Genomic DNA, 17068 nt, shown 5'->3' with positions numbered 1-17068 from the left:
CCCCGTTGCGACACCACCGGTATCAGCACGCCGGCTGAGGGAGACTAGGCAAAACCATCTGCAAAGAAAAGGTGCAAGGATTTGCAGTCCCTGCATCCCCTGATGTCAGGCGCGCACCGTCGGCTGGCCGGCGGCGGCAAGGGCTGCGAGGTCGGCGGGCTTCAGCTCCACCGATTCGCCGCAGCCGCAGGCGGACGTCTGGTTCGGGTTGTGGAAGGTGAAGCCGGAGCGCAGGGTCGTCACTTCGAAATCCATCTGCGTGCCGAGCAGATAGAGCACGGCCTCAGGCGCCACCCAGACGCGGGCGCCGTTCAGCTCGATCAGGTCGTCCTTGGCATTGGGTTCGGTCACGAGATCGATGGAATATTCCATCCCGGCGCAACCGCCCTTCTTGATGCCGACGCGAATGCCCTTGGCGTCGCCGCCGGCATTGTCGACGATCGCCTTGACGCGGCTGGCCGCCGCATCGGTAAGTGTCATCACTGCAAAGGCCATGGGCCGTATCTCCTTCGACCGGCCGGGTTCAAGGCCCGACGGTTTCCGAATCCAAATCTAGTGTTCCCTCGTTAAGGGATCAATACTCTGCTACCGCATGATCTTATCCGAAAAGTCTTCAACTTTTCGGTATCAAGCTAGTACCAGCCAACCGCGACCTGCGCCTCTTCCGACATACGGTCCGGCGTCCACGGCGGATCGAAGGTCATCCTGACCTCGACGCCGGACACGCCCTCGACGGCGCTCACGGCGTTTTCCACCCAGCCCGGCATCTCGCCGGCGACGGGGCAGCCCGGAGCGGTCAGCGTCATGTCGATCTTGACCATGCGGTCGTCTTCGATGTCGATCTTGTAGATCAGGCCGAGTTCGAAGATGTCGGCCGGGATTTCCGGGTCATAGACCGTCTTCAGCGCGGAAATGACGTCGTCGGACAGGCGTGCCAGTTCATCGGCCGGGATTGCCGAATGAACGATGCCTTCGCGGACATCCACCTTGTCTTGGGTTGCGTCGAGGGACATGATTCACCTCCTCAGGCAAAAAACTTGCGGGCGTGGTCGAGCGCATCGGCCAGGGCATCGACTTCGGCGCGCGTGTTATAGAGGCCGAACGATGCTCGGCATGTGGAGGTAACGCCGAAGCGTTTCAAGAGCGGCTGGGCACAATGGGTGCCGGCGCGCACCGCAACCCCTGCCCGATCGATGACCATCGACACGTCATGGGCATGAATGCCTTCCAGCTCGAAGGAGAAGATCGAGCCCTTGCCCGGCGCCGTACCGAAAATCTTCAGCGAATTGATCGCCGACAGCCGCTCGTGGGCATAGTCGCGCAGATCGGCTTCATGGGTCGAAATCGCCGCGCGGCCGATCTTTTCCATATAATCAAGCGCATGGCCAAGCCCGATCGCCTGCACGATCGGCGGCGTGCCGGCTTCGAAACGGTGCGGCGGGTCGTTGTAGGTGACGATATCTTCCGTGACCTCGACGATCATCTCGCCGCCGCCCTGGAAGGGGCGCATCTCCTTCAGGCGGTCCATCTTGCCGTAGAGCACGCCGATGCCGGAGGGGCCGTAAAGCTTGTGGCCGGTCATCACATACCAGTCGCAGTCGATGTCGCGCACGTCGACCGGCATATGCACCGCGCCCTGCGAACCGTCGACCAGCACCGGAATGCCGCGCTCGCGGGCGATGCGGCAGATCTCCTTGACCGGCACGATGGTGCCGAGCGCATTCGACATATGCGTGATCGCAATGAGCTTGGTGCGCTCCGTCAGGCACTTTTCGAACTCTTCGATGTGGAACGCACCCGTCTCGTCCACCGGCGCCCAGACCAGCTTGGCGCCCTGCCGCTCGCGGATGAAATGCCACGGCACGATATTGGAGTGGTGCTCCATGATCGACAGAACGATCTCGTCGCCCTCACCCAGCTTCGGCATGCCGTAGCCATAGGCAACCGTATTGATCGCCTCGGTGGAGGATTTCGTGAAGATGATCTCGTCGACCGAGGAAGCGTTCAGGAAACGGCGCACCTTTTCGCGCGCCGCCTCATAGGCATCCGTGGCAGCATTCGACAGGAAATGAAGGCCGCGATGTACATTGGCATATTCGTTCGAATAGGCATGCGAGATCGCGTCGATCACCGACTGCGGCTTCTGCGCCGAGGCGCCATTGTCGAGATAGACCAGCGGCTTGCCATAGACCGTCTTCGACAGGATCGGGAAATCCTTGCGGATCGCCTCGACGTCATAGCCTGCTGTGGGCAAAGCGTGTTCCATCTTATTCGTCCTTTATCAGGCGTACCCTGTCAGGCGTGCTTTTCGAGCCAGACGGCGATGACGCCTTCCAGCGCCTCGACCAGCGGCTCGTCTTCCAGTTCTTCGACGATCTCGGCGACGAAGGCGTTGACCAGCATGGCGCGCGCCTTGTTTTCCGGGATGCCGCGGGCCATCAGATAGAACAGCTGGACATGGTCGATATCGATCACGGTCGCGCCATGGCCGCACTGCACGTCGTCGGCGAAGATTTCCAGCTCCGGCTTGGCGGAGAAGTCGGCTTCGTCGGACAAGAGCAGCGTGTTGCACGACATCTTGGCGTCGGTCTTCTGGGCATCCGGGGCGACCCGGATCTGGCCCTGGAAGACGCCGCGGGCGCGATCGAAGATCACGTTGCGGATGACTTCCGTCGAAGTCGTGTTCGGCACGTCATGACCGACCGTAAACGTCACGTCCGTATGCGTCTCGCCGCCGAGCAGGTTGATGCCGCGCAGCTTCAGGTCCGCGCCCTCGCCTGCCACCACGACGTGGACTTCCTGCCGCACGAGCTTGCCGCCGGCATTGATCACGTAGAGGCGAAGCTTCGCGTCCGTGCCGAGCGTGATGCGGATCTGGCCCAGATGCGTATCGACAGCACCCTGCGCCTGGAAGATGATCCAGGTGATCTCGGCGCCATCGCCCAGCGCGATATCGCTGATCGACGTCACGAAGGCAGCCGTTTCACCGACGGCGACGTGGCGCTCGACGATCGTCCCCTTGGTGTTCGCACCAAAAGTGACCGGGAAGCGCGTATGCGTCTGGCCGGCATTCTGCACCGTCTGGATTTCGAGTGGGGCCTCCAGCTCCGTGCCGGCAGGCAGGTCGAGCACGAAACCGTCGCGCACGAAGGCACCGTTGATGCGGCCGATCGCGTCGTCACGGTCGCGGGCGGCAAGGCCTTCGGCGGCGGTGCCGTCGGCCAGCGCATCCTTGAAGGTGCGGACCGTCACGCCGCTTGCCGTTGCGCGCGCATCGGCCACGCCATTGACGACCGACAGAACGGACGATCCCTCGACCAGCGGGCTGGTCTTGGCGGCCGATGCGGCCGGATCGAAGGCGGGGACAGCGCGCAGCAACGCCTTGAGGTCCGTATAGTGCCAGGCCTCGACGCGGCGCGTCGGCAGGCCGGCATCCTTGAAATCGCTGATCAGCGTGTCGCGGGCGGCGAGCACCGCACCGTCGCCCGGCAGCTCGCCGAGGGCGTGGTCGTAGGCTTCGCACAGCGCGGTCTCGGCGACCGAGAGCTTCATGCCTGTTTGCATGTTCATGAGATTACTCCTTCACGATGCTTCAGGCAGCGGCACCGATGATGTCGGCATAGCCGTTCGCTTCCAGCTCATGCGCCAGCGTCTTGTCGCCGGACTTGATGACCTGGCCCTTGTAGAGGACGTGGACCGTGTCCGGCACGATGTAGTCGAGCAGGCGCTGGTAATGGGTGATGACGATGACGGCGCGGTCGGGCGACCGCAGCGCGTTGACGCCATCGGCGACGATCTTCAGCGCGTCGATGTCGAGACCGGAATCGGTTTCGTCGAGCACGCACAGCTTCGGCTCGAGCAGCGACATCTGCAGGATTTCCGCACGCTTCTTCTCACCGCCGGAGAAACCGACGTTCAGCGGACGGCGCAGCATTTCCGGCGCGATCTTCAGCTCGGCAGCGGCTTCCTTGACGCGGCGCATGAAGTCCGGCGTCGTCAGTTCCGCTTCGCCGCGCGCCTTGCGCTGCTCGTTCATCGCGACCTTGAGGAACTGCATCGTGGCGACGCCCGGAATTTCGACCGGATACTGGAAGGCGAGGAAAATGCCCTTGGCGGCGCGCTCGGCCGGGTCGAGCTCCAGAATGCTCTCGCCGTTATAGAGGATATCACCCTCGGTGACTTCATAGTCCTCGCGCCCCGACAGGATGTAGGACAGCGTCGACTTGCCGGAGCCGTTCGGGCCCATGATGGCGGCGACTTCGCCGGCCTTCACGGTGAGGTTCAGGCCGCGGATGATCTCGGTGCCGTCTTCGGCGATGCGAGCGTGCAGATTCTTGATTTCCAGCATGGTGTCTTGGTCCTGCGTTCAGAGCGTCCAAACGCTCTCATCTTCGTTTCAGAAGCCGAGGAAGAAATGGACCACCGGAAGCATCATGGCGGCAAAGCCGCCGAGGCTGAGCCCCACCGCCGTGCGTATCGCCACGTTCCGAACGTTGGGCGCATACGCTGCCAGTCCACCGCAAACCACGGCATAATATGTCAGATTGACCGGATCCATGTCGTCTCTCCCGATGAGAACCGCACCGTCTGATATAACGGATCACGCGGGAAACTTCATCGGGAAGCAATCCGGCCACCCGGCGGAAACCGCCGGGGCATTGCTATCCGGTCAGCCGACCGAACCTTCCAGCGAGATGCCGATCAGCTTCTGCGCCTCGACGGCGAACTCCATCGGCAGTTCCTGGATGACTTCCTTGACGAAGCCGTTGACGATCAGGGCGATTGCCGCTTCGGTCGGGATACCGCGCTGCAGGCAGTAGAACAGCTGGTCTTCCGAGATCTTCGAGGTGGTCGCCTCATGCTCGAACTGGGCCGTGGCGTTCTTCGCCTCGATATAGGGCACGGTATGCGCGCCGCACTTGTCGCCGATCAAAAGCGAGTCGCACTGCGTGAAGTTGCGGGCGTTCTCCGCCTTGCGGTGGGCCGAGACCTGACCGCGATAGGTGTTGTTGGAGAAGCCGGCCGAAATACCCTTCGAGACGATGCGGCTCGACGTGTTCTTACCGAGATGGATCATCTTGGTGCCGCTGTCGATCTGCTGATGGCCGTTGGAAACGGCAATCGAGTAGAACTCGCCGCGCGAACCATCGCCGCGCAGGATGCAGGAGGGGTACTTCCAGGTGATCGCGGAGCCGGTTTCGACCTGCGTCCAGGAGATCTTGGAGTTCTTGCCCCGGCAATCGCCGCGCTTGGTGACGAAGTTGTAGATGCCGCCCTTGCCGTCCTTGTCGCCCGGATACCAGTTCTGGACCGTCGAATACTTGATCTCGGCATCGTCGAGCGCGACCAGTTCGACGACGGCAGCGTGCAACTGGTTTTCGTCGCGCTGCGGCGCGGTGCAGCCTTCGAGATAGGACACATAGGCGCCGTCTTCAGCGATGATCAGCGTGCGCTCGAACTGGCCGGTGTTCTTCTCGTTGATGCGGAAGTAGGTCGACAGCTCCATCGGGCAGCGAACGCCCTTCGGCACGAAGACGAACGAACCGTCGGTGAAGACAGCGGAATTCAGCGTGGCGTAATAGTTGTCGGTCGTCGGCACGACGGTACCGAGGTACTGCTTCACCAGGTCGGGATGTTCGCGGATGGCTTCCGAGATCGACATGAAGATCACGCCGGCCTTCTTCAGCTCTTCCTTGAAGGTCGTGACGACGGAAACCGAATCGAACACGGCGTCGACGGCGATCTTCGAGGTCTGCACGCCGGCCAGGATTTCCTGCTCTCGCAGCGGAATGCCAAGCTTCTCGTACATCTTCAGAAGTTCGGGATCGACTTCGTCAATGGACTTCGGGCCGCTCTGGTTCTTCGGAGCCGCATAATAGTAGAGGTCGTTGAAATCGATCTTCGGATAATCGACGCGCGCCCAGGTCGGCTCCTCAAGCGTCAGCCAGCGGCGGTAAGCCTCAAGGCGCCACTCAAGCATCCATTCGGGTTCGCTTTTCTTGGCCGAGATGAAACGAATGATCTCCTCGGAAAGACCCTTCGGGGCCTTCTCCATCTCGATATTCGTCTCGAAGCCGTATTTGTACTGGTCGACGTCAATCTGACGGACCTGATCAATCGTTTCCTGCACCGCAGGCATATCGTTCTCCAATCTTGCCGGATCCAAGGTCCGGCAGTTTGTCAACGTGTGGCGGGTCTTCCGCCGGTTATGTAAGCGCCAAAGGGGACTTTTCCCACCTTTTGGCAAGCGAAAACTTGCGTTTTCGCCAGATTTGCCTCAGGCGGCGCGCCGGCGCGACACAACGCGCGCGAAGGCAGCCAGAAACCGATCCACATCCGCCTGCGTCGAGCCCGACCCGAGCGAGACGCGAAGCCCGCCGAGCGCGGCATCAAACCCCATCGCGGTGAGCACATGGCTCTGGCCGACCTTGCCGGACGAGCAGGCCGAGCCGGCCGACAGCGCGATACCCTCGAGATCGAAGGCGATCTGGCCGGTTTCGGACTTCAAGCCCGGCAGGCTGAAGAAGCACGTATTGGCGACACGCTCGACATCCGCGCCGTGGATGATCACGTCATTGGTCGCCAGCCGCATGCCGTTTTCAAGACCATCGCGCAGGCCCGCGATGCTGGCATTGCGCTCGATGAGACCGGCAGCAGCGCTTCGGGCGGCCGCGGCAAATCCGGCGAGAGAAGCCGGGTTCTCCGTGCCGGAGCGATGGCCCTTCTCCTGCCCGCCGCCGCGGATCAGCGATACCGGCATCAGAACCTCGCCGCGCGAGACGAGCGCCCCAGCGCCCTTGGGGCCGCCGAGTTTGTGCGAGGAGAGGATCAGGAAATCGGCGTCGAGCGCTTCGATATCGACGGCCATGCGGCCCACGGCCTGCACCGCATCGACGACGAGAAGTCCGCCATTGCGGCGAACGATCTCGGCGACTGCCTTCACCGGCTGGACGATGCCCGTCTCGTTGTTGGCGAGCATGACGGCGACCATCGGCAGGCCCTTGGCCTTGTCGTGGCTTTTCAGAAGACCTTCCAGCGCATCGAGATCGACGACACCGGCGCGGGTCACAGGAACGGTCGTGACGTTCTCGCGCGCGAACCGTCCGCCCTCGCGTATCGCCGGATGCTCGATCTCGGAAACATAGAGATGACCAATGGCAAGCGGCGTGCGGCCCATGCGATAGTCAGGCGTCAGCACAAGGTTCGCCGCCTCGGTGGCACCGCTGGTGAAGATGACATGCGCGGGAGCGGCATTGACGAGTGCTGCTACATCCCGGCGCGCGGCCTCGACCAGCATGCGCAGCGCCCGGCCCTCGCCATGCACGGAAGACGGGTTTCCAACCATATCGAGTGCGGACACAACGGCTTCACGCGCTGCCGGCAGCAGGGGTGCCGTGGCGTTCCAGTCCAGATATGTCCGCTCCGTCTTGGTCATTCTTCATCCGTGCCCGTGCAATCAAGTTCAATGCGGCGTGCATTTTTCTTGAAATTTCCGTCGGGCTTGCCTTATGACACCAAACTCATGGCGCCAACCGGGCGCCCATACAGTTTCGAATGGTTCTAAACTAGGTTCTAGAAAAGCTGACTGCTTTCGTCAAGACTTCAGTTGACAAGAATCCGTTTTCGGACCCGAGCTTGCCGGAGTAAGAATGCCCGAAATCATCTTCAACGGACCCGCCGGTCGCCTTGAAGGCCGTTACCAGCCGTCCAAGCAGAAGAACGCCCCGATCGCCATCGTGCTGCACCCGCATCCGCAGTTCGGCGGCACGATGAACAACCAGATCGTCTACCAGCTCTTCTACATGTTCCAGAAGCGCGGCTTCACGACGCTGCGCTTCAATTTCCGCGGCATCGGCCGCAGCCAGGGCGAATTCGACCATGGCGCGGGCGAACTGTCGGACGCGGCCTCCGCGCTCGACTGGGTGCAGAGCCTGCATCCGGATTCCAAGAGCTGCTGGGTCGCCGGCTATTCCTTCGGCGCCTGGATCGGCATGCAGCTTCTGATGCGCCGTCCGGAGATCGAAGGCTTCATGTCGATTTCGCCGCAGCCGAACATCTACGACTTCTCGTTCCTCGCCCCCTGCCCGTCCTCCGGCCTCATCATCAACGGTGACGCCGACAAGGTGGCACCGGAAAAGGACGTCAATGGCCTCGTCGAGAAGCTGAAGACGCAGAAGGGCATCCTGATCACGCACAAGACCGTGCCGGGCGCCAACCACTTCTTCAACGGCCAGACGGAAACGCTGATGGCGGAATGCGAGGACTATCTCGACCGTCGCCTGGCCGGCGAACTGACGCCGGAACCGGCCGCCAAGCGCATCCGCTGACCGGCCAAAAGCATAAGCGAAACAAAAGCCCGATGGTTCCGCCATCGGGCTTTTTCTTTGAAATCAATTCGCCTGCTTGAAGACTTCCAGCACGACAGCCGGCGGCTCGGCCTCGCGCACGCAATCGCGCCCGGCATTCTTGGCGGCATAGAGCGCATCGTCGGCGCGGCGCATGGCGAAACGCAGCGGCTCGTTCGGGCCGATTTCCGCAACACCGAAGCTCGCGGTGACGCGAACAGCCGGCGGCAGGCCGGGGACCGGCGAGACGGAGCGCGTCGCCCGCAACGCATGAGCAAACAGCAGCGCCGCCTCCTTGCCGGTGCGCGGCAGGAAGAGCACGAATTCCTCGCCGCCGATGCGGGCGACGAGCGCGCCTTCGGGGGCTGCGGCCTTCAGCATCTCGCCAAAGGCACGAATCGCGGCATCGCCACCCTGGTGACCGTAGGTATCGTTGACCGATTTGAAGCTGTCCAGGTCGCAGATCACGATGCTGTGCGGCCCGGATTGCGCCATCAACGCATCGACGCGATTGTCGAAACCGCGACGGTTGAGCAGGCCGGAAAGCGGATCGACCTCGGCGTTGACCTTCTCGTCGGCAACGATTTCCAGGACGAGCACACACAGCAGCATCAACCCGACGGCAACGATAAGCACGGCGCCCATGCTCTGGGAGACGAGTGCAAACGGGCTGCCGAGATAGTCCTTCGCCGTCGCGCCCGCACCGGCAAATACGGCGGCAAAGCCTTTCAGGATGAAATGCAGGCTGGTGGCGACCAGCAACGCGACAAGCGCCCGGTCCACGAAGGACTTCACCGGCGCCCGCCACGTGGCCCAGGCGCTCATGCCGAGCGCTATCGCAAAGGGGGTCTGATAGGGGAGCGCATGCTGTAGGGTTCCGCGCGGCAAATCATAGATGAAGCAGCCAAGCGCCACGAAGCCGAGATAAATGCCGGCAAGAGCCGTGCGATTTGTCCTCAGGCTGTAGAGATGGCCGATACCGATGCGCAACATGAACATGCCCGCGAGCATCGAGGCGAAGGCGAGGATCGCCCAGAGCCTCACCGGCGGGACATAAGCGATGAGGAATTCGAAGATCGCAGACAGCGAGGCGACCGCAAAACTGCCGGCGAACCAGCGGGCGGCAATGCGATTGCGGCTGCGGGTGGAGACCGCCAGGAAGAACATGAAGAAACATTGGGCGATGAGGAAATTCACCGCCAGCAGGAAGCCTGCGCCACTCATTGGCCACCTTACGCATGACACCAAAACCATTCCGTGCATCGCGCCCCGGAATGATCGCTGGCCATGCTAGGGAACGGCAGGAAAAATTGCGTTAACCGGCCATAGCAGATTTCCGCAGCAGGCCGCCCGTTACCGGTGCCTTGACGCCGGTGGTTCCCGGAAATGTGAGCGGCAGGCCGCGCAGCGAGCGCACGGCCAGATAGGCCCAGGCCTCCGCTTCCATGCTGTCCCCATTGAGATCGACGGCTTCGGCAGCCACGACCTCGGCTAACTCGGCCTGCGCAAGCGACGCGAGGTCGTCCATGATGACCCGGTTAAGCCGACCGCCGCCGCAAACGACATAGAGTTTCGGTTTCTCCGGCAGATGGCGCGCCGAGCGCAGGATCGCGGCGGCCGTGACATGCGCCAGCGTGCGCGCGCCATCCTCCAGGCTCGCATCGCTGCCTTGCGGCGGGCGAAAATCGTTGCGGTCGAGCGAGCGGCGCACCGGATCGGTGAAGAAGGCATGGCCCAGATAGCGCGCGGCGAGATCGGCATCGACCTGTCCTTCCGAGGCGATCATGCCGCCCTGGTCATAGGGAATGCCGGCATGGGCCTCGACCCATTGGTCGATCAGCGTGTTGCCCGGCCCGCTGTCGAAGGCGACGATTCGGTCGCCGTCGCTGCCAATGAAAGTAAGGTTGGAGATGCCGCCGATATTGACGAAGACCACGGCCTTGCCGCTCGCGTTGGAGAGGCCGGCGGCAAGTGCGGCGTGATAGGCGGGAATGAGCGGCGCCCCCTGCCCGCCATGCACCATGTCGTTGGCGCGCATGTCATAGACCACGTCGATGCCGGTCTCGTCGGCCAGCAGGCCGCCATCGCCCAGTTGCACCGTCAAGGCATCATTCGGCCGGTGCAGCACGGTCTGGCCATGGAAACCGATGACGTCGATGTCAGCGGCCTTCAGCTTGTTTTCCGCCAGCAGGGCACGCACGGCCTCGGCGTGACGCAGGGTCAGTTCCCGCTCGATCTCGGCGAGATCGCCGGGCCGCTCCGTTCGGTCGCTGATCGCTTTGGCGGTTTCCAGCGCGCCTTGCAGCCGGCGGCGGAAGGCCGCGTCATAGGAACGCCCGAGCGACGGGCCGCGCTTCACGATGGCCTCGCCATCCGTGCGCAGCAGCGCCACGTCGATACCGTCGAGGCTCGTACCGCTCATCAGACCGATCGCCGTTCGCATTCCCATCATCCCATTCGCTCCAGACTCACTTTTGAAGTGATAATGCCCATTAAAGGTGATAAATGCCCGCCCGAAACAATCCCACCAGAGAGACAGGCCATGTCCGAATTCAAATCCGATTTCCTTCGCACGCTCAAAGAGCGCGGCTTCATCCACCAGATTTCCGATGAAACCGGCCTCGACGACCTCCTGGCCAAGGAAACCGTGACGGCCTATATCGGCTTCGACCCGACGGCGCCCAGTCTCCATGCCGGCGGGCTCATCCAGATCATGCTGCTGCACTGGTTCCAGAAGACCGGCCACCGCCCGGTCTCGCTGATGGGCGGCGGCACGGGCATGGTCGGCGATCCCTCGTTCAAGGACGAGGCCCGCCAGTTGATGACGCCGCAGACCATCAATGACAACATTGCCAGCATCAAGAAGGTCTTCGCCAACTACCTGACCTATGGCGACGGTCCGAAGGACGCGTTGATGATCAACAACGCCGACTGGCTGCTCGGCATCAACTACCTGGAATTCCTGCGCGACGTCGGCCGTCACTTCTCGGTCAACCGCATGCTGTCCTTCGACAGCGTGAAGACGCGCCTCGACCGCGAGCAGTCACTGTCCTTCCTCGAATTCAACTACATGATCCTGCAGGCCTACGACTTCGTCGAGCTCAACAGGCGCTACGACGTGCGCCTGCAGATGGGCGGCTCCGACCAGTGGGGCAATATCATCAACGGCATCGACCTCGGCCACCGCATGGGCACGCCGCAGCTCTACGCGCTGACCTCGCCGCTCTTGACCACTTCGTCCGGCGCCAAGATGGGCAAGTCGGTCAATGGCGCTGTCTGGCTCAATCCGGACATGCTCTCGGCCTATGACTTCTGGCAGTACTGGCGCAACACGGAAGATGCCGACGTCTCGCGCTTCCTGAAGCTCTACACGACCCTGCCGATGGACGAGATCGCTCGCCTGTCGGCGCTTGGCGGTGCCGAGATCAACGAGGTGAAGAAAATCCTTGCAACGGAAGTGACGGCGGTTCTGCACGGCCGCGCCGCAGCCGAACAGGCCGCCGAGACCGCGCGCAAGACGTTCGAGGAAGGCGCGATCGCCGAAAACCTGCCGTCGGTCGATGTCGCCACGAGTGAGCTGGAGGCCGGCATCGGCCTGCTCTCGCTGATCGTCAAGGCCGGCCTTGCTGCCTCCAACGGCGAAGCCCGCCGCCACGTGCAGGGCGGTGCCGTGCGCATCAACGATACCGCGATATCCGACGAGCGCCGGATGATCGGCACGGCGGATGTTTCGGCCGACGGCGTCATCAAGCTCTCGCTGGGCAAAAAGAAGCACATTCTCGTGCGTCCCGCCTGAGGCAGACGAAACACTGACGAAAAGGCCGCCTCCGGGCGGCCTTTTTCATTGGAATTCGAAGATGTTGCGGAAAACGCCCGGTGCGATGATCGACAGCGGGTTGATGTTGAGTTGCGGCTTGTCGAACGGGCCGGACAGTTTGAAGGTGATGCCGATCAGGCCACGATCATTGCCGTTGCCGAGAATGATGCCGATTAACGGCAATTCGGCAAACAGCCGGTTGAGGCCATAGGCAGGCATGAAGGTACCGGTCATCTCCGTCTGGCCATTGGCATCGCGTACCACGCCTTGGAAGGTCGCCCCCACGCTATCGCCGCGCACCACGCCGTTTTCCAGCGCCAAAGTGCCGCCGCCGACGCGCACCTGGGCAAAGCCGCGAGAGAACTTGACCGCGCTGACGTCGATCTCCTTGCGCACCGCATCGTTGAGGCTGCGTCCGTCGCCGCCGGCAGGGGTGGAGACCAGTGAGCGCAGACGCTCTTCGCCGACGAGTGCGAAATTGCGGATATCGACGGAACCGCGCCAGCTGCTGTTTGTTGTCTCGCGCAGACGCACATTCAGGAGCCCGCCCCGCATGTTGCGGTAGATATCGGCAAAGCGGGCAACCGAGCCGGCATCGCCGCTCGTCAGCTGGATGGCATCCGTGCCGCCATTCTGCACCATCTGCCCGACGACCGGAGCGCCGCTTTCCGTCACGGCGGAAAGATCGATTGCGGAAATGCGGTTGCCTGACGTTGCGTAGCTCAGGCTGACATTGTTGAGGCTTTCGCCGTTGAAACCGACGGCCCGCGCCAGCTTGGCCTTGATGCTCGCCCCCTGCTTGCTTTTGCCGTCACCGCCACCGCCGCTCGCATTCTTGAGACGCCCCAGCACCGCCCGGACATCCGCCGAATCGCCGTTCACCGCGACCGCGTAGCCCGCCTTGTTACGATCCACCACCAGCCGGAACCGGTCGTCGGCCGAAAGCTGCACCGTGGAGAAACTAGCCGAATCAAGCGCTGTGCCATTGAAGACCAGATCGCCCGCTACCTTGAAGCCATCGCCGGCGAAGCGGAAATCGGAGACGCGGGTCGTGCCGTCCTTGGTGTCCGCCGTCAGCGTCACCTTGCCGCCGATGCCGGCTCCCTTCGTCCAGCCGAGCCAGGGCACGGACACGGCCGCCGCCCTCAAGTCGGCTTCGACGGCGCGAGGGCCGTCGCCGTCCTGCTCCATCCGGATGGAAACTTCGCCCTCGATGATGTCGTCGAGGCCCGGCAGCAGCTTGCGCCGGTCCTTATTGTCGAGCGTTCCCGACAGCACCGTCTGGCGCGTGATGCCGGCGGCCTTGTTGACGGGCTCGACGAGCGCGAGATCAAGTGTCACACCGTCGATATCGGCCTCAGCCTTGAGTTTCGCCTGCTGGGGATCGATGGTGAGCATGCCATGCAGCGCCGTCACGTCGCGGCCGGCGATCGGCTTCTTCACGTCGACATCGTCCAGGTCGAGTGTCGCCGTCCATTGCGGCGGCGGCGGCTTATGGGCGGAGATCACGCCGAAATGCGCCTTGACCTTGGCCTTGACCTGACCGCTGAAGTCATCCGGCGCAAAGCCCGTCGCGGGAAGCGCGCGGATCGGCCGATAGGTTACCAGCTCGGCGATGGCATCGGCATTGCCAGCGACGTCGATGTCCATGTCGGCCATCAGCGGCTTGGTATAGTTGTCGGGCAAAACGAAGGTGCCGCCGGTCAGCGCCACGGACCGGCCGGAGGGGAAATAGGCCGTCCCCCCGGCAATCCCGATCTCGGTGCGCGGCCCGCGCAGGCGGAAGGTGCCGGAGGTATCGCGCAGCGGCGGAATATCGCCGGCGATATTCATGCGCGCGCCCTTGATGTCGAAGTCGATCTTCAGCTCGTCCTCGGTGAGATGCATCGGCACGCCCGGCTCGCGCTTGCGGCCGGCCGCGAGATAGAATTCGATTCGGCCATTGGTGACAGTCCCGCCGAAAATGTTCTTCGCCACCCAGCTACGCGCTGTCTTCGCCATCCAGAATGGCCAGAACTGCTTGACGGCGGCCGATTGCAATTCGCTGGCGATCATTACAAAGCTGACCTCCGGCTCCTTGTCGCCGAACTGCAGTGCAAGCGAGCCGGCAATGCTGCCCTTGTCGCTCGCCACCGCCATCTCCTCGAACCGCAGGCTCTTCGCCTTGGCGAGATAATAGCCGTTCACCTTCGCGTCGAAGCGGATCGGCGCCTCGCCGGTATCGGCGGGCCGGGTAATGGCATTGCTGAACACGAGGTCGATCGCAAAGCCCTTGTCCGTCTTGTCGGAAACGCGGTCCAGATCGATCAGGCCGCCGGTGAACGGAAACAGCGACTCGCCGACGCTCGCATCCGTCGAGGCAAGCTCGATCGAACCCTTTTCGAAATTGTAGCGGACCTTCACGGAAGATGGACGCAGCTCGGCAGCAACGCCGTCGCCATAGACCGAACCGGCGGAAAGCTTGACGTCGAGGCCCAGAGCAGGCTTTGCCCCGTCCGCCTCGCGCGATGCGCTGACGGAGACATCAGCCGCCGTATCGACGCCGGCATGCACCGCGCCCTGCGGATCATAGCTCAGCATGAAATCGCCGAGATCGACATTACGGATTGCACCATCGATCGTCCGGACCGCACCGGCCGCGCCCGATGTCGTCAGGTCGATCTCGCCCTGCTCGCCATTGATGGTGAAATGACCGTCGATCGACATGCTCCGGCCACCCTCGCGGGTGAATTGCAGGCTGGCGACATCGAGCGTGACCGGCTTGCCGTCAGGGCCGCGGAAGGTCGCGCCGAGATCGGAGATGCGAATGGTCTGCATGCCATTGGCCTCGATCAACTTGCTGATGCCGTCGAGGCGCTCGAATGTGGTTTCGAGATAATCCGGCACATCGGAGATGCGAAGCGCGGCAAGATCCAGCGGCGCGCTTTTCGGCAGCAGCGCGGCATTGAACATCGCGCCTTCGACATCGAGGCTCGACACCGCGACGCGGCCGGAGAGCAGCGCGGTCGGATCGAGCACCATGCCGACCGATGCGGTCGTGGCGAGCTCATGGCCGGATTCGACATCGATGATGCGGGCATCCTCGGCCTTCAGCGCAAGGCGGCCGAAACCGGAAAGGCGCACCACGGTGTGATCGACCGAGGCGCGGTAGCGCGGGCCGAGCGCCTTGTTGATCGCGGCGACGGCGCGGGCATTCAGCGTGCTGTCGAAGGTGCCCATCTCGACGAGACCGACGAGCACGGCGCCGATGAGCAGAACAAGGGTGACCGTTGCCGCGGCAAGCCGCATGCAGATATTCGTGCGGCTCGCATCAACCGCATGCAGCACGATAGGTTCATGTGCCTGCGCGGACGGCAGGTCATGCAGCGGAACGATGTCCTTTCTGCGGAACACGACTTTCTCGCCGCGGACTTCGTCCATCTCGCGCTGGTTTCCTTTCCCCGTTTCGCAACGTTATCCCACGGAATCGCTGCGCATCGTCCTGTCGTCGCTGGACGATTCTGTCAGCCACTATATATGCGGGAGGCCGGCTCCTTGACTCAAAAAGCCGGCCAAAGAAAGGAAATCCCATGGCAGAACTGGTACCGGGCGTCGAAGCGCCGGATTTCACCCTTCCGCGCGATGGCGGCGGCACGCTTTCCCTCTCGAGCTTCAGGGGAAAACCCGTTTTGCTGTTCTTCTACCCGAAGGACGACACCGAGGCGTGCACCCTGGAAGCCAAGGATTTTACCGCGGCCAAGCCGGATTTCGACGCTGCCGGCGTCGCCCTCATCGGTCTTTCCCCCGATCCGGTGAAGAAGCATGACAAGTTCGTCAAAAAATACGAACTCGGCGTGCCCCTCGCCTCGGATGAAAACCTTCAGACGCTAGAAGCCTATGGCGTGTGGAAGGAAAAGAGCATGTATGGCCGTACCTATATGGGTGTCGAACGCACGACGGTTCTCGTCGATGCCGAGGGCAAGATCGCTGAAATCTGGTCCAAGGTGAAGGTGAAGGGTCACGTCGAGGCGGTGCTCGAAGCGGCTAAGAAACTTTAAGTTCTCCTTACAAGGTTTTGACGTGGCTGATCTTCCGTATATCGAAAGCCTGCGCGGCGGCGCCACCATGGCCATCGCCTCGGCCGATCTCGACCTTAAGGCCGACCTGACGCAGGAGACCGCACGGCGCTGGTTCGCCCGCACGCTGTCCATGCGATCGCCACTCGATCCGGCCCTGCCGGTGCGGCCCGGCCGGCCGGAAAAACCCGAGCTCATTCCGCCGAAACATATGGAGAAGCGCTCGCTGCACACGCCAAAGGGCCGCATCGCGCTGCTTCACGCACTCGCCCATATCGAGCTCAACGCGGTGGACCTCGCGCTCGATATCGTCGCGCGGTTCACCACGGAGCGCGTGCCGCATTCCTTCTTCGACGGCTGGATGCAGGTGGCCTTCGAGGAAGCGAAACATTTCCGCCTCATCCGCGACCGACTGCGCGAACTCGGCGCCGAATACGGCGACCTGCCGGCGCATGACGGCCTGTGGAAGGCCGCGCACGACACGCGCAACGACCTCACCGCCCGCCTCGCCGTCGTGCCGCTGATCCTGGAGGCGCGCGGCCTCGATGTGACGCCGACGCTGCAGATGAAGATGCGCGAGACCGGCGATCATGCCAGCGCCGATATCCTCGACATCATCTACAACGACGAAAAAGGTCACGTTGCCGTCGGGGCGAAATGGTTCCGCTTCCTCTGTGCCCGCGAGAAGAAGGACCCTTCGGCAACCTTCAGGGACCTGGTGCGCAGCAATTTCCGCGGGCCGCTCAAGCCGCCGTTCAACGATGTCGCCCGCGCCGAAGCGGGCCTGACGCCCTCCTTCTACCGCTCGCTCGTTTCCGTCAGCCAGAGCTAATATTTCTCCCCGAAAAACA

The 17068-nt window shown here is 62.7% G+C and carries 15 protein-coding genes; 4 read left to right on the top strand and 11 right to left on the bottom strand.

The features are described from left to right. Window positions 1-105: 105 nt before the first annotated feature. The 8 genes from sufA to ACOZK4_RS21620 form a co-directional block, all read right to left on the bottom strand. Complete coding sequence (gene sufA, locus ACOZK4_RS21655; RefSeq protein ID WP_314093892.1) at window positions 106-495, bottom strand: Fe-S cluster assembly scaffold SufA; 390 nt, start codon at window positions 493-495, stop codon at window positions 106-108. Between the two features lie 137 nt (window positions 496-632). Next, window positions 633-1013: an SUF system Fe-S cluster assembly protein gene (locus ACOZK4_RS21650; RefSeq protein ID WP_313528205.1), complete on the bottom strand. Its 381-nt coding sequence runs from the start codon at window positions 1011-1013 to the stop codon at window positions 633-635. An 11-nt stretch (window positions 1014-1024) separates the two neighbouring features. Continuing rightward, the gene (locus ACOZK4_RS21645; protein WP_421593724.1) at window positions 1025-2266 is read right to left on the bottom strand and encodes a cysteine desulfurase; all 1242 of its coding nucleotides are present in this window, start codon (window positions 2264-2266) and stop codon (window positions 1025-1027) included. A 29-nt stretch (window positions 2267-2295) separates the two neighbouring features. After that, window positions 2296-3570 (bottom strand): Fe-S cluster assembly protein SufD, encoded by a 1275-nt coding sequence (sufD, locus tag ACOZK4_RS21640; RefSeq protein WP_421593722.1) that lies wholly within the window; start codon window positions 3568-3570, stop codon window positions 2296-2298. A gap of 22 nt (window positions 3571-3592) precedes the next feature. Further along, window positions 3593-4348, bottom strand: a complete 756-nt coding sequence (gene sufC, locus ACOZK4_RS21635) for a Fe-S cluster assembly ATPase SufC (RefSeq protein WP_313528199.1) — start codon at window positions 4346-4348, stop codon at window positions 3593-3595. A gap of 48 nt (window positions 4349-4396) precedes the next feature. Then, a complete protein-coding gene (locus tag ACOZK4_RS21630) occupies window positions 4397-4558 on the bottom strand; it encodes a hypothetical protein (protein WP_313528197.1) in 162 nt (53 codons plus the stop codon). Between the two features lie 111 nt (window positions 4559-4669). After that, the gene (gene sufB / locus ACOZK4_RS21625; protein WP_313528195.1) at window positions 4670-6139 is read right to left on the bottom strand and encodes a Fe-S cluster assembly protein SufB; all 1470 of its coding nucleotides are present in this window, start codon (window positions 6137-6139) and stop codon (window positions 4670-4672) included. A 138-nt stretch (window positions 6140-6277) separates the two neighbouring features. Next, window positions 6278-7435 (bottom strand): cysteine desulfurase family protein, encoded by a 1158-nt coding sequence (locus ACOZK4_RS21620; RefSeq protein WP_421593720.1) that lies wholly within the window; start codon window positions 7433-7435, stop codon window positions 6278-6280. A gap of 214 nt (window positions 7436-7649) precedes the next feature. Here ACOZK4_RS21620 and ACOZK4_RS21615 point away from each other — a divergent pair, with 214 nt between their 5' ends. Next, the gene (locus ACOZK4_RS21615; protein ID WP_421593719.1) at window positions 7650-8327 is read left to right on the top strand and encodes an alpha/beta hydrolase; all 678 of its coding nucleotides are present in this window, start codon (window positions 7650-7652) and stop codon (window positions 8325-8327) included. Between the two features lie 63 nt (window positions 8328-8390). Here the strand turns inward: ACOZK4_RS21615 and ACOZK4_RS21610 are convergent, their stop codons facing one another. Beyond that, the gene (locus ACOZK4_RS21610) at window positions 8391-9569 is read right to left on the bottom strand and encodes a diguanylate cyclase domain-containing protein (protein ID WP_421593718.1); all 1179 of its coding nucleotides are present in this window, start codon (window positions 9567-9569) and stop codon (window positions 8391-8393) included. Window positions 9570-9660: 91 nt separating this feature from the next. Further along, on the bottom strand, window positions 9661-10797 hold the full coding sequence (locus tag ACOZK4_RS21605; protein WP_421593717.1) for an anhydro-N-acetylmuramic acid kinase: 1137 nt from the start codon (window positions 10795-10797) through the stop codon (window positions 9661-9663). A 90-nt stretch (window positions 10798-10887) separates the two neighbouring features. Between ACOZK4_RS21605 and tyrS the strand changes: the two genes are divergently transcribed. Continuing rightward, entirely contained in the window at window positions 10888-12141 is a 1254-nt protein-coding gene (tyrS, locus tag ACOZK4_RS21600) for a tyrosine--tRNA ligase (protein WP_421593716.1), read from the top strand. Window positions 12142-12186: 45 nt separating this feature from the next. Here the strand turns inward: tyrS and ACOZK4_RS21595 are convergent, their stop codons facing one another. Then, window positions 12187-15582 carry a DUF3971 domain-containing protein gene (locus ACOZK4_RS21595; RefSeq protein ID WP_421593714.1) on the bottom strand — a complete coding sequence of 1132 codons (3396 nt, stop codon included), beginning with the start codon at window positions 15580-15582 and terminating at the stop codon, window positions 12187-12189. A gap of 149 nt (window positions 15583-15731) precedes the next feature. Between ACOZK4_RS21595 and ACOZK4_RS21590 the strand changes: the two genes are divergently transcribed. Together ACOZK4_RS21590 and ACOZK4_RS21585 are read left to right on the top strand one after the other, a co-directional pair. After that, window positions 15732-16199, top strand: coding sequence for a peroxiredoxin (locus ACOZK4_RS21590; RefSeq protein WP_421593712.1), 468 nt, complete (start codon window positions 15732-15734; stop codon window positions 16197-16199). Between the two features lie 67 nt (window positions 16200-16266). Beyond that, the gene (locus tag ACOZK4_RS21585; protein WP_421593800.1) at window positions 16267-17049 is read left to right on the top strand and encodes a ferritin-like domain-containing protein; all 783 of its coding nucleotides are present in this window, start codon (window positions 16267-16269) and stop codon (window positions 17047-17049) included. Window positions 17050-17068 lie beyond the last annotated feature (19 nt).

The sequence above is a fragment of the Shinella sp. M27 genome, from assembly GCF_049199905.1.
GTDB lineage: Bacteria > Pseudomonadota > Alphaproteobacteria > Rhizobiales > Rhizobiaceae > Shinella.
Note: the sequence above shows the minus strand (reverse complement) of the source record. Positions and strands in the feature narration are given on the sequence as shown.

Bases quoted from the DNA above. Each gene is read 5' to 3' on its own strand.
- ACOZK4_RS21645 (WP_421593724.1), bottom strand. From the start codon at position 2,266: ATGGAACACGCTTTGCCCACAGCAGGCTATGACGTCGAGGCGATCCGC.
- sufD (WP_421593722.1), bottom strand. From the start codon at position 3,570: ATGAACATGCAAACAGGCATGAAGCTCTCGGTCGCCGAGACCGCGCTG.
- ACOZK4_RS21630 (WP_313528197.1), bottom strand. From the start codon at position 4,558: ATGGATCCGGTCAATCTGACATATTATGCCGTGGTTTGCGGTGGACTG.
- ACOZK4_RS21605 (WP_421593717.1), bottom strand. From the start codon at position 10,797: ATGATGGGAATGCGAACGGCGATCGGTCTGATGAGCGGTACGAGCCTC.
- ACOZK4_RS21620 (WP_421593720.1), bottom strand. From the start codon at position 7,435: ATGACCAAGACGGAGCGGACATATCTGGACTGGAACGCCACGGCACCC.
- ACOZK4_RS21595 (WP_421593714.1), bottom strand. From the start codon at position 15,582: ATGGACGAAGTCCGCGGCGAGAAAGTCGTGTTCCGCAGAAAGGACATC.
- tyrS (WP_421593716.1), top strand. From the start codon at position 10,888: ATGTCCGAATTCAAATCCGATTTCCTTCGCACGCTCAAAGAGCGCGGC.
- ACOZK4_RS21615 (WP_421593719.1), top strand. From the start codon at position 7,650: ATGCCCGAAATCATCTTCAACGGACCCGCCGGTCGCCTTGAAGGCCGT.
- ACOZK4_RS21590 (WP_421593712.1), top strand. From the start codon at position 15,732: ATGGCAGAACTGGTACCGGGCGTCGAAGCGCCGGATTTCACCCTTCCG.
- sufB (WP_313528195.1), bottom strand. From the start codon at position 6,139: ATGCCTGCGGTGCAGGAAACGATTGATCAGGTCCGTCAGATTGACGTC.
- sufC (WP_313528199.1), bottom strand. From the start codon at position 4,348: ATGCTGGAAATCAAGAATCTGCACGCTCGCATCGCCGAAGACGGCACC.
- ACOZK4_RS21610 (WP_421593718.1), bottom strand. From the start codon at position 9,569: ATGAGTGGCGCAGGCTTCCTGCTGGCGGTGAATTTCCTCATCGCCCAA.
- ACOZK4_RS21585 (WP_421593800.1), top strand. From the start codon at position 16,267: ATGGCCATCGCCTCGGCCGATCTCGACCTTAAGGCCGACCTGACGCAG.
- ACOZK4_RS21650 (WP_313528205.1), bottom strand. From the start codon at position 1,013: ATGTCCCTCGACGCAACCCAAGACAAGGTGGATGTCCGCGAAGGCATC.
- sufA (WP_314093892.1), bottom strand. From the start codon at position 495: ATGGCCTTTGCAGTGATGACACTTACCGATGCGGCGGCCAGCCGCGTC.